Origin of the sequence: Clostridium yunnanense (assembly GCF_016595795.1) — a bacterium.
GTDB lineage: Bacteria > Bacillota > Clostridia > Clostridiales > Clostridiaceae > Clostridium_AR > Clostridium_AR yunnanense.
Genome location: NZ_JAENHN010000010.1, coordinates 546,191 through 561,382, shown reverse-complemented (window position 1 = coordinate 561,382; position 15,192 = coordinate 546,191). Strand labels below are relative to the sequence as shown.

The window sequence follows — 15,192 nt, the reverse complement described above, 5'->3', positions numbered from 1 at the left end:
CAATTAACTTAAGCAGTTTTTAAAACAAAGCAGCTGATAAAACTAAAAACTCTTAGTTTTATCAGCTACTTTTAAACTATTTAAATAAATCGCTCCTGAAAAACTAAAGTTTTTCAGTGCCCTCCTTAATTGACTACAGCTTTTTTTATTCTTTATAAATTTATATCTCAACTATATCTATTGATAAATATATGTCACTATTTAAACCATAATATTATCTTAAAGAATAAAAAAGAATATGTCGCCTGCCAGATTTTCCTCATATACATTCGGAAAGGCAGATGCGCAAAAAAAGTGATTGAATAAGATCACTTCAATCACTTTTTATTCTTTAGAAATTTATATCTCAACTGTATCTGTTGATAAATATGTGTCACCACTTAAGACGTAATATTATTTCAAAGAATAAAAAAAAGAATATATCGCCTGCCAGATTTTCCTCATATACATTCGGAAAGGCAGATGCGCAAAAAAAGTGATTGAATAAGATCACTTCAATCACTTTTTTATTGTTTAAAATTCTGTTTCATTGAAAAGTTCTTTTATATCATCAATATTCATAGTACTTATCACCGATGATGCTATAGACTCTTCTTCCATAACATTATTGATTATATCCTTTTTCTTTTCTTGAAGCTTATATATCTTTTCTTCTATAGTTCCCTTAGCTATAAGCTTTATTACTTCAACGCTATTTTCTTGACCTATCCTATGAGCTCTATCTGTAGCTTGATCCTCCACCGCAGGATTCCACCAAGGGTCAAAGTGAATAACCACATCAGCTGACGTAAGATTAAGCCCTGCTCCTCCTGCCTTTAAAGAAATCAAAAATACAGAACTGTTGCCACTATTAAAAGAATTCACTAATTTTAGTCTTTCTTCTGACTTTACAGAACCATCTAAGTACATATAGGATATCCCAGTTTCCTGAAGATGTTTTTCTATATTTTTAAGTGCCGATGTAAACTGAGAAAATAATAAAATCCTATGACCTTCTTGGATACAACTTTCTATAAGTTCATAAAGGGTATCAAGCTTACTGCTTCCCCCTGTATAATCATTAATAAAGGTTGATGGATCACAGCACAACTGTCTAAGTCTTGTAAGCGCTGATAATATCTGAAGCTTACTTTTATTCACACCATTTTTTTCTATATTTGCTTGAATTTCATTTTTATATATTTTTACGTAAGTAGAATATAATTTTCTCTGTTCCTTGTTTAGTTCCACCGATACCTTTCTCTCAATCTTAGGTGGCAATTCGCTAAGCACATCCTTTTTCTTACGTCTTAAAATAAACGGAGTAACTTTAGATAAAAGTTCATTTAATGCAGTTTTATCATCGTCCTTAATTATAGGAAGCTCATATTTCTTCTTAAAAGAATTTGAAGAAAAAAGGAATCCTGGCATTATAAAATCAAATATAGACCAAAGTTCCATAAGCGAATTTTCAATTGGTGTTCCTGTTAATGCAAATCTATTTTCCGCCCTTAATTCTTTTACACTTCTTGAATTTTGAGAAATACTGTTCTTGATATTCTGAGCTTCATCAATTATAGCTATGTTAAAGGTATGTTCTTTAAGCTCTTCTATATCTATTCTAACAATAGGGTATGTGGTTAATATAACATCAACATTCTTGAACTCTTCTTCAAGCCTACTTCTATTAGCTTTGCTGCCATAATAAATTAAGACCCTAAGTGAAGGAGCAAATCTCTCTAGTTCTTCTTTCCAATTGTATAAAAGAGAGGTTGGGCATATAACAATAGAAGGATTAGTTTTTTGGTCTTCCTTTTCTGACAAAAGCAAGGAAATTGTTTGTAAGGTCTTACCTAAGCCCATTTCATCTGCCAATATTCCTCCGAAGCCATATTTTTTTAATGTCTTGAGCCACTTATAACCATCTATTTGGTAATTTCTCATCTGACAATTCAGTTGTTTCGGTATACTTATTTTCTCCTTGTTTACCCCCTCAAAAGAATCAATCAATTTTGAAAAACTGTCATCCTTCTTAACAATATTACCACTAAGATATTTATTTATTTTATCATTAAGATATAGAGCATTATATTTATCAAGATCAACTTTGTCATTTAGAAGACTGCTTTCTTTAATATTTAATGATTCCAAAACCTTATTAAGGTTCTGTAACATAGGGTCATCAAGCATAATAAACCCTTTATCCGACGCTTTATAATATTTTTTACCACTTCTTAAAGCTTTGATAGTCCCAACAAGTTCTTCATTGGTTAATTCATCAATATTAAACGAAAACTCAAGTAAATCTTCTTCATTAATACTTGTACTTGCACTTAATGTAAGCTTTTTTATTACCTTAAACTTTTTGAAGTCCTCAGAATAATATACATCTCCAAATTCAGCCAGTTTCTCTAAGCCTTCACTTTGAAGTTCAATTATTTTTTCTTCATCACTTATAATTAAATTATCTTTATTCTTTATAAATCCCATCGATATCAATAAGTTTTTAACCTCTTCTTCTTTATCTATATCCCTTATAACTGATACATCTTTAGGCACGTATTTTTCTGAAACAGCATCTATTTCAACAATCTTATAGTTAAACTTGACCTTCAATCCCACGTGCTTTCCTACTTTATCAAAATAGAATTTACAGGTTAGCGGAGCTCCTGAGTCTTCCAATTTCTTCTTTAAAGTTTCTGGCAACTCGATATTAGAAATCGTATTTAACACCGGCAATATCTTCCCTATGAATAACCCCTTTTCCCTATTGGGTATTATGAGTTCGTTGTTTTCACTACCCATAAAGAATGTACAAATAGCCTTTAACTTATTTGCATTTCTTTTATCACATCTATAAATCTTTTTATCATAAAACATATATTCATAGTCTATCGTTACAGGAACTGGCAAATTAATCTTAGGTTTAACCCGCATTACCACTAACTCTTCTTCAATCTTTGTTTCAAACTTCAATTCATCTGTACATATCCTGCAGTTCTCATATTTATCTGAATCAATTACTATAGTTATACTTTTTTCCTTACAATGTTCCAGTACTCTTTTTAAACTTGAATCCACTAACTTTATATATTTACCCTGAAACAACTTATTAGGAGTTCCTTTTTCTGATGCAATTTCTCCAATTGAAAGCAAATCTTGAAGAAAATAAATTAGATTATTGTCAGGAACCTCAAAATATTGTTCGTTAAGGTCTAGTATAAACCCCTTGCCAAACTCTAAAATACAATCTTCTTTCTTAATATCTAAAAGAAATCTTTCAAGATCTCTGACCGAATATAATTTATCAGTTCCAACCTTTAAATCAAGCAAAGTAATTTCTTTATTAAGAGTTAAAATAACATCTAATTTCACTGGTTCCTTATGCTTTTTTGCAGTAACTAAGTTATCATATAGCTTTACCATTTGTTCTACTATACTAACTTTCTTTACTTCTTTCTTAGCTAGCTTATTTAAATAATGAAGATACCCTGCTGCAATATGACTACATACCTTTCCATCTTTGAGGTAGTTTGCGCAGGTACACTTACCCTCCATAAGCTTGTTTTTAAAGTCTATTTGAAAATTCACTAAATACTGATCAAAATACTCTGATGCAACATAGCACCTTATACTTCTTGATAAATCTTCCTCTATATCTTGAATCTCAAAATCAAAAACATATTCTCCTGTATAATAAGTTTCCCCTTTTTTTAATATATGAGGTTTACATAACTCACCTAAGTTTCCATATCTAAAATTCAAAGAATTCACCTCCTACAATGGATGAACAATTAAGCAAATACACTATCTATAAATCATTTCCTTAAAACTTCGTTTTAATCTCTCTTTATGATTATAAATAATAATAAGGTTAGAAAGTCTAACCTTATTATTATATCATTGTTTTCACCACTATGTTAAATGATTTTGATACAATGCAAATTTTATTTTTTTATTATATTCACTAAAAAATCATCTTAACCGCTTGAAATTACTATGTTTATCTATAATTGATTTTTCACTTACTATGAGTCAAAAAAATTATACACACTGCTATTAATTTTCATCATGCCCTAATACTCCAAATATAAAGTTAAAAACTATAGCACCTATTAATGCACAAATCATATCCCATTGTGCATCCCATATATCTCCTTGCATACCTAAGAAAGCATCAGCTTCTCCACCAACTATATATGTAATAGCAAATTCTATAATTTCATAAAAGGCACTTACAGCTAAACACATGCATATTGAAATTATAGTAACCCATACTTTCTGCTTTACGATTCTAAGCTTCCACAATATTTCTCTGATTATTAAAGCAGCTGTTGCTCCTTGAATAAAATGTCCAACTCTATCATAGTGATTTCTGCTTAAGCTAAAGAACTTTTGTATCCATGAAAAAAGTGGAACCTCCGTATAGCTGTAATGTCCACCAACAAGCATTATGCATGAAGCAAGTAATATCATCATATATGTAAGATTAGAGAACTTAAATTTCTTATAGGTTAACAGTAACACAGGTATCCCTATGATTAATGGAGCAGCTTCCAAAATCCAAATCAGATAGCTTTTAGGTTTAATAAGTGACCATATAAAAATACATATTAGAAATATTAAACCTATATAGTGTTTTTTATCTTTAGTTATCATAAAATATTCTCTCCTCATATACCGTATATTTATATACATGTATGGACTACCAACATAATCTTTTTTATATTTATCTCATTATTATTTGCAAGTTCATAGATAGACTACTTCATTCCTTAAACTCCAAATAAAGATTTCCATGGTTCTACGAATCTTTATTTGGATAAATTCTAATAAATAATAGTTTATCTATATTATAAATAAACTATTATTTATTTTTATATTTTAGTTATATACACATTAGGTTTGAGCTTAATATATTTTAGAATTTAGTTAAATTTTTGATATACTATATAAAAGAGTAACTGTAATCAAACATTTTCAAAACTTATCATTTAATTAGATCAGTGCTTATCATATAATATTAATTAAAAGTCTATAGATTATGGAGGAGATATAATGAAGCTTGTTATTCTTGATGCTAAAACTCTTGGAGATGACATAGATCTAAGTATTTTACACTCTTTTGGTGATTTAACAATTTACGAGACAACTAACCCTGAACAGGTTGTAGATAGAATAAGAAACGCTGAAATTATTATTACAAATAAGATTCTATTAAATGAAACAAATCTTGCTAAATGTCCAAACTTGAAGCTAATATGTCTTACTGCAACTGGCACAAACAATGTAGATTTAAGTTATACAAACAGCAATAACATTGCTGTTACCAACGTTGCAGGTTACTCTACAAACAGCGTTGTTCAACATACCTTTGCTTCATTGCTATACCTTCTAGAGAGCCTTAAATATTACGATAACTACGTTAAAACAGGTGAATACTCAAGGAGCGAGCTTTTCACCCATATCAACAAAAGCTTTTGGGAGTTAAAAGGAAAAACCTTTGGCATAATTGGCCTTGGTGAAATTGGTAGAGGGGTAGCTACTGTGGCCTCAGCCTTTGGATGCAAGGTTATATATTACTCGACCTCAGGTAAAAATTCTAACAGCTCTTATAAAAGAGTGGATCTTTCTGAACTACTCTCAAAAAGTGATGTTGTTTCTGTCCATTGCCCATTAAATGAACTTACTAAAAATCTTATCGATTATAAAGAACTTACTCAAATGAAAAAAACAGCAATATTATTAAATATGGGACGTGGCGGAATAATTAATGAAAGTGCTTTAGCAAAAGCATTAGATGAGAATTTAATTTTAGGTGCTAGTTTAGATGTTATATCTAAAGAACCAATTGATAAATCAAATCCTCTGCTAAGTGTGGCAAATTCAGATAAACTTTTTATTACTCCTCATATTGCATGGGCAAGTATCGAGGCAAGACAGAATTTAATCTTAGAAGTTTATAAAAATATAGAAGCTTACCTAAGAAATGAAAAAAGAAATAGAGTATAGTTTCTCCTATACTCCTAAATGTATAAAACACTTTATATTTTCATTATAAAAATCACTTATATAGCTAAAGGATTCCTCTATAGAAACTTGAGTTATACTTGTTAGATAATCTCGGCTTCTGGAGATTATCGGGCAAGTATAACTTAATAGTTGAGCTAGGAATCCTATACCATTTTTCAAATAAAATTGGTACATCTCTATATGAACATTTCTCCCTTTAAAACCAGCACAGCCCTTCCAGATAGCTTCACTCTACCATTATCATGTATATGCAAGCTTACCTCTCCTTCTCGTGAAGAAAGTTGCTTAGCTTTTAGAAATTTTTTATCTTTTTTTGAAGACCAATACTGAGCTAATAAGGTATGAACCGAACCGGTTACATAATCCTCGTTTACCCCTGCCCAAGGGTTGAAATATCTGGTAACAAAATCATATTCATTATCTGAGTTTGCTGTTATTCCAACACCTTTCAGCCCTCCTATATGTATATCTTTCATGGCATCAAAATTAGGTTTGACAAGTCTTATCTCTTCCTCATCTTCCAACTCAACCACTAATTTTCCTGTAAGTTTTCCGCAAAAAACATTTACGTATTTATTAATTCCTAATGATTTTATTACTTCTTCGTAATCAAATGGTATACTTGTTTCTGGTTCGTCAATTTGAAAGTCTAAACTTATTTCTCCATTATCCTCTTTACAAGCCCTAATTATTCCTTTGTTACCACTGTAAAGTATATTATCAAAAGGGACTTTTATTTCATTTAGCAAAACGTGTGAAGCAGCTAAAGTAGCATGCCCACATATATCAACCTCATATTCTGGAGTAAACCATCTAATACTATATATGTTATCCTTAAAAGCCATAATAAACGCTGTTTCAGAAAACCTTAACTCCTTAGCTATAAGCTGCATAGTACCGTCCTCTAATTCCTCATTCAATATGCAAACTCCAGCTGGATTTCCTTTAAATATTTCATTAGCAAAACTATCTACTGTGTATACAGATATACTCTTCATTTTTTCAATCCTTTATCGTATTTTTTTATTTGTTATATATAGGGCTCCTAATTCAACTATTAATTTATACATGCCCAAAAATCCTCAAAAGCCGAGATTTTTGAACAAGTATAAATTAAGTTTCGATACAGTAACTCTTTAGTGTAGTTTATATTGAATTACCAATAGTTTTATTAATGCATGAGTTAACAAAACTATTAAAAAGTTCTTGCATTGTCCTATCATACTTACTCATCATTTCTGGGTGCCATTGAACTGCGATTACGAAGCTATCATCATCTTTTTCAATGGCCTCAATAACTCCATCACTTGCCATCGCTACCACATTAAAACCATCAGCTACATCATTTATCGCTTGATGATGATAACTGTTAACCAAAACGTCCCCTCCTACTATTTTATATAATTTACTATTTTTTTCAATAGTTACCGGATGAGTTCCTCTAAAATTCGGAGCATTTTGTTCATGTTTTATATAACTTCCCTCAATATAGGACATATCTTGATATACAGTTCCTCCAAACGCTACATTTAGAACCTGAGCTCCCTTGCATATCCCAAATATGGACTTACCTTTACTATATGCTTTTTTTATCACTTCTATAGTAGCCTCATCTACTACTCTATGCACAAAACCAAGCTTTTGCTTTGGCTGTTCACCATAAAGTAGAGGATCAACATCATATCCTCCAGATAGTAATATACCATCCATTTGGTTCACTATAATATTTAAGGCCTCTCCATCCAAAACTGGAGGAATTATAATTGGCGCTCCTCCTGCCCTTATTATAGAATCAACATACGCATCAGTTACATATACTCTTTCACTACCTAAAAAAGCTCCATTATCTATGGATAAAAGGTTTCCCATAATTCCTATTAGTGGTTTTTGTCTTTCCATAATAACCTCCTAAAATTACGCAAGTATTTTTCTTATGTATCAGCACACTTGATACTTCATATACCAAACTTCTATCTATTGAAATTTAAAAAGTAAAGCCTTAAAAATTCATCAAACCAATAACTTTTTTATTTAAATACTATTATATCAAAAACTTACTAGCTTTTATAAATAATTTATTATAATAGCTTATACATTTGGGTGCTCTTTGAGGTAAATCTATATATACTATGTTTAACAAATGCATATTGCTATAACTCTACGACTATGAGAATACATTCTTCTTTAACTTATGTCCTCCCTTAAAACTATTAAGCATACAAGTCTTTTATTTAAGTTATTAGTTTATCTATACTTGCATAATTTCAGACCACAACAAACATAATTGAATCATAAAGACCTAAAGAAAAATACAGCCCATCTCGTAATGGAATTTATAATTCCAAATCGAAATGTCTGTATTTTTAGTATTCATAACTTAATCAAAACTTTACTAAACTTTTGTTAGAATTTATATGTTGATTTTACGTTCAAGTAAATACATTAAGATATAAATATTGAGATTGTTCCTTCTATTGTAAAAAATTCAAATGCTACAGCTAAAATACAAAGTAATAAAAATAAAGAACCTCGTCCATCATCTTTACTTTTACGTTCCAGACCAATGCTATATATTACAGAATTATTTTTAATCTTCGCATCATCTTTTCTCATAGTCTCTTGAAAGAAAGTCTCATAAATCATTTTATATAAAGGTATATTAGCAATACCAAGTAATAATATTAAATCCCCCTCCATAATCCCTCTCGCCTTTTCATAATTTTATCTATTCACTACAATTTATCTTTTGACTATATAAATTATAATGTATTTTTCATTAAACTTGTACTAATTTATACGAAATTATGCTTTATTATTACTTGATATATAAAATAACCCTATTTAAATTTAAAACGGCACCTTAAACTGTGCCGTTTTATCAATTACAATTACTTAGCTTCTTTCTTTAAAACATCTATTTTTCTTTGCATTAAGGAATTTTGTTTATTAATTGTATCAATTACATTTTTAGCTGCACTATTTATACTAGTCTCATCTTTGCTTTCTGCAGCTTTTTTATATTCTTCAAAATATCTTTTGTTATTTTCTCTTAATGTTCTTGATTCCTTTTCTAATTCTTCCATTTCCTTTTTGCCATCATCACTTAAGTTTTTCCACATCTCTGATGATTCTCTTTTATTACTTCTTAGTTCATCAAGCTGTTTTTTGCCTTCTTCTTCAGTAATTTCTTTATTTATTACCTTGTCTTTTATGGCTTTTGCTTGACTTTTAAATTCATCAAACCCTTTTTGATCATGTACTTTATTCCCTGCTAAACTAAAAAATTGTTGTTTAAGTTCAAACTTTTTCTGTAAAGCAACCTCTAGTGAGTTTTTATTTTCACTACTCAACCCTTCAACTTTTAGCAACGCCTCAAATTTATTTTCTCTTTCTAAAGCTTTTGCTTTATAATGATGCTTCACATTTTGGCAAACTTGATTTCTATTATCTACATTAGTATTTATAGCTTGATTATCTATGCCATAGGCTATTGTAGGAATAGATAGAGCTGTAATTAACAATGCAGATACAATGAATCTTTTTTTCAAAAACAAACACCCCTTCGCAAAATTAATGTATTTTCTTTATTAATTTGCCTTAAACTTGAAAATTTTATGTGTAAATCATCTAAAATAAAGGAGCTGTTAAAGTAATCTTTTAAAATTAACAGGGTAGCAAAAACAAAAGACCACTTCATTTACGAAGCAGTCTTTGAAAATCTATTATATACTATTTACTTATCTTTATGCTTGTTTTGAATTTCTTTAACTGGTTCCTGTTCATTTTTTTCAGGACTTTTAAATCTTTTACTGTTCCATGATGATTGTTGATTTTTTTTAGACATAAAATCACCTCCAAACTATTATAATTAGTTTTGGAGATAGTCCATTCTTTTATTCAGATTTCTCAGATATTCTTTTTATCAGTTTTTTCTCTATTAGTTCACTTTTGCTAAATCCATTTACGAAGCATCTTACTTGCTTATAATCTATATTATTCATTTTAAAGTCTAAGACATCTATTCTATCACCTTTATAAACTATAGGTTCTTTTACTCCATTTATGAAAATTTCTACTTGCATTTGTTTCTCCTTACCTTTAATAGATTTATGTTATATGCCATATTTATTATTTCACATTATGATTGTTATTTGAGCCTTCTATATTTTTAGTGAAACTACATTTTGGATAGCTCTCACAACCATAAAAATACCCATATTTTCCGTTTCTAATAACTAAATCAGCCCCACATTTAGGGCACACTGATTTATTAAACATTTCATTGGTATTTTGAGCTTCTAGCAGATTATACAGTCTGCTTCTATCATATAATTCCACTTCATTATATTTAGCCAATATCTTTGCATTATCGGTAAAGTAACTATTAGTTATCACCATAGATCTGTCAGCATTATAATACTTCATAGAAGCTACTACCTGCTGAACTGCTTCTACTCCAACTTTGCTATTCCATCTTTTAGCTTGAACCACTATCTTTGCTTTATCTTTCTTTAATACCAAATCCGCACCATAATCAGCAGTTGTTGGAGTTAATTTCACTTTATATCCTAGCTTTTTGAACTTTAAGGCTAAAAACTCCTCAAAATCTTCGCCACTTAATTTATCTACATTTTCCATCTTATACTTTAACATTCTTTTTACAGTATATTTTTTTACTATTAAATACATAAATATTAGAATAATAGTGCCCACAATAATATCTATAAAAAAAATACTTTTATCAGTAAATATTCTTACTAGAGCTAGCTGTGTAAGATATATTATAATAAAAACCCTTCTCAATCTATTATCTTTAGTATTCCTGTACTTCACATTCTTTCATCCTTGTCTTTTGTAGTAATTTATCTAAATATATAAGTCTTATTTAATCTTCTTCATCAATTAACGGCCTAAAACATCCTTACTTCAATACTTATTATGAATAAAACTTATTAAAACTTATATATAATTTATGATGTCATCCTATATAAGTTATTTTTAAACTTTAGTCAAGCTTAGGTGCACTGCAACTGTCTCTAACAATTAGTTTCGTAGGTACTATAATCTTTTTACATATTTCTCTATCCTTCTTTAATCTTTCCATTAAAAGATCAAATGCTATTTCTCCCATAAATTCAGTATGAGCCTTTATTGTAGTTAGAGGTGGAACAATAAATTGAGCTGTAGAAATATCATTAAATCCCACAATACTTATATCTTTGGGAATTGATAACCTCTTTTCATTGATTGCTTTATATGCTCCTATAGCCATGGAATCGCTAGCTATGAAAACTGCAGTTGGTATAATCTCCTGTTTCAATAAACTATTCATCAGTTCATATCCGCTACCAGGAGTAAAATTACCCACCCTTATGTAATCAGACCTGTATAAATTAATATCCTTCATATACTGCGTATATGTAACTTCTCTATAATCTACTATATCTTCTTTACCATCATTAATTGCTTCACGTCCACCAATATATGCTATTCTTTCATGCCCTAGATTTGTTAGATATTTTAATACCTCATTAACGGCTCTTCTAAAATCTATAACTACAGAATCATATATTTCCTCATTTGGAGAACAATCAACAAATACAATATTCTTAGATAAATCTTTAAATTTATCTATATCTTCTTCTCCAAATTTTCCTATTGCAATTATCCCGTCAACGCTATACATATTATCAGATACTTCATTAATTCTAGTAAAGCTTATACTTTCTTCGCTAAACTTTCTTTCTATTGCCATTCTAATTGACATATAATAAGGATCAAGTAATTCTTCTCGATCAGTGTACCAATGGATTAATCCTATTTGGTAGGAACTCTTTTTGTTTTTTCTTTGCTTCATAGTCGTATAATTTAATTCTTCTGCTACCTCAAAAATCTTCTTTTTTGTCACATCAGACACATTCAAGGTATCATCAAAATTTAGTACTCGTGATACAGTTGCTATAGAAACACCAGCTTTACTTGCTATATCTTTTATTGTTGCCATATCTTCTACTATTATCTCCTAATTTAATTAATAACCTTTTAAGCATTACATATAGTGCTATTAAATAAAATTTTACCAATGTTTTAGTAAAAAATCAAAGTTTATATTTCAATATAAATGTATTGTATAAAAAACTTCAAAAAACATTGAAATATATGGATTTAGTCACCTTAATTTTTCCACTTACTTTACAGCAAAAAATTTGTATATTACACTGATTTTATATACAATAAATTTTTGAGGTGATGTTATGACTCTTAATATTGCACATAGAGGCTTTAGCGGCAAATACCCTGAGAATACTATGCTAGCATTTGAAAAAGCTTCAGAAGCCCATTGTAGTGGCATTGAAACCGATATACAACTTAGCAAAGATGGTGTTCCTGTACTAATTCATGATGAAACCTTAGATAGAACCTCTAACGGAACTGGACTAGTGAAAGATTATACTTATTCAGAATTATTAAAACTAAACTTTGGAAGCGGACAAAAAATTCCGGCCTTAGAAGACTTTATTGCCTTTTCAAAAGAAAAAAACTTATTTATAAATTTAGAGTTAAAAAACAGTATAATTGCATATGAAGGCATAGAAACAATCACTTTAAATTTGTTAGATAAATATAGCTACCCAAAGGACAAAGTAATTTTATCTTCTTTTAATCATTATTCTATGGTAAATATTAAGGCATTAGATATTTCATATAAAACCGGTCTTCTATATGATTGCTGGATATATGAACCTGGTAACTACTGTAGACTTTGCAGAGCTGATGCTATGCATCCCCAGTTTTTCTCTGTTCTAAATAAAGACATTGTGGATAATATTAAATTGCAAGGCTTTCAAATAAACACATATACAGTCAATGAAGCAGAATATATGAAAAAGCTTCTTCAATTAGGAGTAGATGGAATAATCACTAACTACCCAGATATGCTTAATCAAATAATGCAGTAAACATAAAAATAACCTCTATTAATGTATCGTGTTGAAATTAAGTGCCTATGCATCCGATGCTTTAATTAGCTTACGCATAACCACTTAATTTCTTAACATTCTTAATCATAACCTAAAGACTTTATACATTCCTAAATAATAAAAAGTTCCAAAGTAATTATACTTTGAGAAATGCTTGATTAACTTCAGCATCTCAAATCTATAGTTACTTTGGAACATAAAATTCATATTATGTAATTAAAATTCCGTAAATTATATAAGCTTAATTAAAAATATTGTTATTCCACCTAGAGTTGCACATATTGGAATAGTTATAACCCATGTCCACATTATATTTTGAGCTAGACTCCATCTAACTGATGAAAATCTTTTTGATGCTCCAACACCCATAATAGAACCTGAAATTATATGAGTAGTACTTACAGGTGCGTTAAGCATAGTAGCAGTAAATATTACTGCAGCTGCTCCAGTTTCGGCAGCAAACCCATTTACTGGTGCAAGTTTTGCCATATTCACGCCCATAGTCTTTATTATTTTCCATCCACCAATTGATGTACCAAGTGCCATTGCTAATGCACAGCCTGCCTTTACCCAAAAAGGAACATGAAAAGTACTAATAACACCACCACTTAATAAAGCCATAGAAATAATACCCATAGATTTTTGTGCATCATTTCCTCCATGGTTAAACGCCATCAAAGCTGCTGATAATATCTGAAGCTTTGAAAATGACTTTGTCACTTGAGCCGGTTTTGATTTTCTTAGTATCCAATTTAATAGTATCATAAACACGTATCCCATAACAAAACCTATTACCGGTGATAAAAACAACCATAAAACTACTTTATAAAGAAGATTGTGCCAGTTTACAACTGCAAAGCTTAATTTATATATTATTGCAGATCCTACAAGTCCTCCGATTAATGCATGAGATGAACTACTAGGAATACCAAAATACCAAGTAACTAAATTCCATATTATAGCTGCAACTAGTGCTGCTAAAACCACTGTTTGAGGTATTGCACTTCCATCTACAATGTCTGATCCCACAGTATGAGCAACCTTAGTACTTATAAATGCACCTACAAAGTTTAGAAAAGCTGACATCATTATAGCCTGCTTCGGAGTTAAAACTCTTGTAGATACAGATGTAGCTATAGAATTAGCAGTATCATGGAAACCATTTATGAAATCAAAGCCTAACGCTAAAATTACAACAACTACAGTTACTACTAATACAGAACTAGACATGCTTTGTTACAACTCCTTCAATAACATTTGCAAGCTTTTCACATGAATCTATTGCATCTTCTAAAGATTCATAAATATCTTTCCAAATGATTATTTTGATTTCCTTTGTTCCGCCACTAAATAGTGCTTTCATACTTTCTCTGTATATTCTATCACAATCATTTTCAAGCTTATTAACTTCTACTATCTTATTTTTTATTTCAGCTGTGTTCTTCATATTCTTAAAAGCTTGCATTAAAAGCTTAATCTCATCGCTTGCTTTTACAATATTTGCTGAAATAAGTAATGCATTTTCATTAACTTCGTTAACATTGTACATTAAAAATCTTGCTGCAGTATCTTCGATATAATCAACTACATCATCAAGTGCTTTACCAATGATAAAAATATCTTCTCTATCGATAGGTGTGATAAAGCTGTTATTTACTTCCTCAAGAATTTTGTGTAGCTCATCATCGCCTCTGTGTTCGATATCTCTTAAGTGCTCGTATTTTTCATTTGCCTCATTTGGAGACTTTACAAAATCATCAAGTGCGCGAGCTGCATCACTTATAATCTCGGAAAATGAAATAAATAAATCAAAAAATTTGTCGTTTTTAGGTGATAAATTAAACATAGCTTCCTCCTATGATATAACTTTTATTTGCTCAACTCTATTAATGATACAAGTTGTTTGTTAAGATTGTGTTAAGTTTCATTAATAATTTTAATTATTTTCTTCACTTTTTAACTTTAATAACTTAATCTATGTTTTTTTAACATTATCATCATTTACTTAACTAAAATTTAACTTTATGATACTTGTTTAATTATCCATTTAATTAGTATTATGTCATAAATGGAATTAATCCTTCACTTAAAGAATTATTAACCATAGACTTCTTAAATTGCCTGTAAACAAAGTAACACTGCCATTTTCAAATACCAATTCTATTGTAAACGACTTCTTGTTATAGACATATACATATAT

General features: G+C 29.7%; 13 protein-coding genes. 2 read left to right on the top strand and 11 right to left on the bottom strand.

Features of this window, described 5'->3' with window-relative positions:
* Positions 1 to 513 precede the first annotated feature (513 nt).
* Both JHL18_RS05580 and JHL18_RS05575 read right to left on the bottom strand, forming a co-directional pair.
* Positions 514 to 3,744 (bottom strand): DEAD/DEAH box helicase, encoded by a 3,231-nt coding sequence (locus JHL18_RS05580; RefSeq protein WP_200266943.1) that lies wholly within the window; start codon positions 3,742 to 3,744, stop codon positions 514 to 516.
* A 294-nt stretch (positions 3,745 to 4,038) separates the two neighbouring features.
* Positions 4,039 to 4,638: a DUF2238 domain-containing protein gene (locus JHL18_RS05575; protein WP_200266942.1), complete on the bottom strand. Its 600-nt coding sequence runs from the start codon at positions 4,636 to 4,638 to the stop codon at positions 4,039 to 4,041.
* A 396-nt stretch (positions 4,639 to 5,034) separates the two neighbouring features.
* On the opposite strand from JHL18_RS05575, the gene JHL18_RS05570 reads away from it, so the two are divergent.
* A complete protein-coding gene (locus JHL18_RS05570) occupies positions 5,035 to 5,991 on the top strand; it encodes a D-2-hydroxyacid dehydrogenase (RefSeq protein ID WP_200267001.1) in 957 nt (318 codons plus the stop codon).
* A 197-nt stretch (positions 5,992 to 6,188) separates the two neighbouring features.
* Here JHL18_RS05570 and JHL18_RS05565 read toward each other — a convergent pair whose 3' ends face one another.
* The 7 genes from JHL18_RS05565 to JHL18_RS05535 form a co-directional block, all read right to left on the bottom strand.
* Positions 6,189 to 7,010, bottom strand: coding sequence for a PhzF family phenazine biosynthesis protein (locus JHL18_RS05565; protein ID WP_200266941.1), 822 nt, complete (start codon positions 7,008 to 7,010; stop codon positions 6,189 to 6,191).
* 148 nt (positions 7,011 to 7,158) lie between these two features.
* Entirely contained in the window at positions 7,159 to 7,911 is a 753-nt protein-coding gene (locus tag JHL18_RS05560; protein WP_200266939.1) for a gamma-glutamyl-gamma-aminobutyrate hydrolase family protein, read from the bottom strand.
* Between the two features lie 543 nt (positions 7,912 to 8,454).
* Positions 8,455 to 8,709, bottom strand: coding sequence for a hypothetical protein (locus JHL18_RS05555; RefSeq protein ID WP_200266937.1), 255 nt, complete (start codon positions 8,707 to 8,709; stop codon positions 8,455 to 8,457).
* Between the two features lie 191 nt (positions 8,710 to 8,900).
* Entirely contained in the window at positions 8,901 to 9,560 is a 660-nt protein-coding gene (locus JHL18_RS05550; RefSeq protein ID WP_200266935.1) for a hypothetical protein, read from the bottom strand.
* A 345-nt stretch (positions 9,561 to 9,905) separates the two neighbouring features.
* Positions 9,906 to 10,094 (bottom strand): hypothetical protein, encoded by a 189-nt coding sequence (locus tag JHL18_RS05545; RefSeq protein ID WP_200266933.1) that lies wholly within the window; start codon positions 10,092 to 10,094, stop codon positions 9,906 to 9,908.
* A gap of 46 nt (positions 10,095 to 10,140) precedes the next feature.
* Positions 10,141 to 10,845, bottom strand: coding sequence for a restriction endonuclease (locus JHL18_RS25845; protein WP_338025449.1), 705 nt, complete (start codon positions 10,843 to 10,845; stop codon positions 10,141 to 10,143).
* Between the two features lie 172 nt (positions 10,846 to 11,017).
* On the bottom strand, positions 11,018 to 12,016 hold the full coding sequence (locus JHL18_RS05535; protein ID WP_200266931.1) for a LacI family DNA-binding transcriptional regulator: 999 nt from the start codon (positions 12,014 to 12,016) through the stop codon (positions 11,018 to 11,020).
* A 250-nt stretch (positions 12,017 to 12,266) separates the two neighbouring features.
* Between JHL18_RS05535 and JHL18_RS05530 the strand changes: the two genes are divergently transcribed.
* Positions 12,267 to 12,971 (top strand): glycerophosphodiester phosphodiesterase, encoded by a 705-nt coding sequence (locus JHL18_RS05530; protein ID WP_200266929.1) that lies wholly within the window; start codon positions 12,267 to 12,269, stop codon positions 12,969 to 12,971.
* Positions 12,972 to 13,223: 252 nt separating this feature from the next.
* Here JHL18_RS05530 and JHL18_RS05525 read toward each other — a convergent pair whose 3' ends face one another.
* The gene (locus tag JHL18_RS05525) at positions 13,224 to 14,222 is read right to left on the bottom strand and encodes an inorganic phosphate transporter (protein WP_200266927.1); all 999 of its coding nucleotides are present in this window, start codon (positions 14,220 to 14,222) and stop codon (positions 13,224 to 13,226) included.
* Complete coding sequence (locus JHL18_RS05520) at positions 14,215 to 14,838, bottom strand: DUF47 domain-containing protein (RefSeq protein ID WP_200266925.1); 624 nt, start codon at positions 14,836 to 14,838, stop codon at positions 14,215 to 14,217. Before JHL18_RS05520 ends, JHL18_RS05525 begins: the two co-directional genes overlap by 8 nt.
* Positions 14,839 to 15,192 lie beyond the last annotated feature (354 nt).

What these genes read in the sequence shown, in the direction of transcription:
- JHL18_RS05545 (WP_200266933.1), bottom strand. Translation starts at nt 10,094, where the DNA reads ATGCAAGTAGAAATTTTCATAAATGGAGTAAAAGAACCTATAGTTTAT.
- JHL18_RS05530 (WP_200266929.1), top strand. Translation starts at nt 12,267, where the DNA reads ATGACTCTTAATATTGCACATAGAGGCTTTAGCGGCAAATACCCTGAG.
- JHL18_RS05535 (WP_200266931.1), bottom strand. Translation starts at nt 12,016, where the DNA reads ATGGCAACAATAAAAGATATAGCAAGTAAAGCTGGTGTTTCTATAGCA.
- JHL18_RS05520 (WP_200266925.1), bottom strand. Translation starts at nt 14,838, where the DNA reads ATGTTTAATTTATCACCTAAAAACGACAAATTTTTTGATTTATTTATT.
- JHL18_RS05560 (WP_200266939.1), bottom strand. Translation starts at nt 7,911, where the DNA reads ATGGAAAGACAAAAACCACTAATAGGAATTATGGGAAACCTTTTATCC.
- JHL18_RS05575 (WP_200266942.1), bottom strand. Translation starts at nt 4,638, where the DNA reads ATGATAACTAAAGATAAAAAACACTATATAGGTTTAATATTTCTAATA.
- JHL18_RS05555 (WP_200266937.1), bottom strand. Translation starts at nt 8,709, where the DNA reads ATGGAGGGGGATTTAATATTATTACTTGGTATTGCTAATATACCTTTA.
- JHL18_RS05565 (WP_200266941.1), bottom strand. Translation starts at nt 7,010, where the DNA reads ATGAAGAGTATATCTGTATACACAGTAGATAGTTTTGCTAATGAAATA.
- JHL18_RS05525 (WP_200266927.1), bottom strand. Translation starts at nt 14,222, where the DNA reads ATGTCTAGTTCTGTATTAGTAGTAACTGTAGTTGTTGTAATTTTAGCG.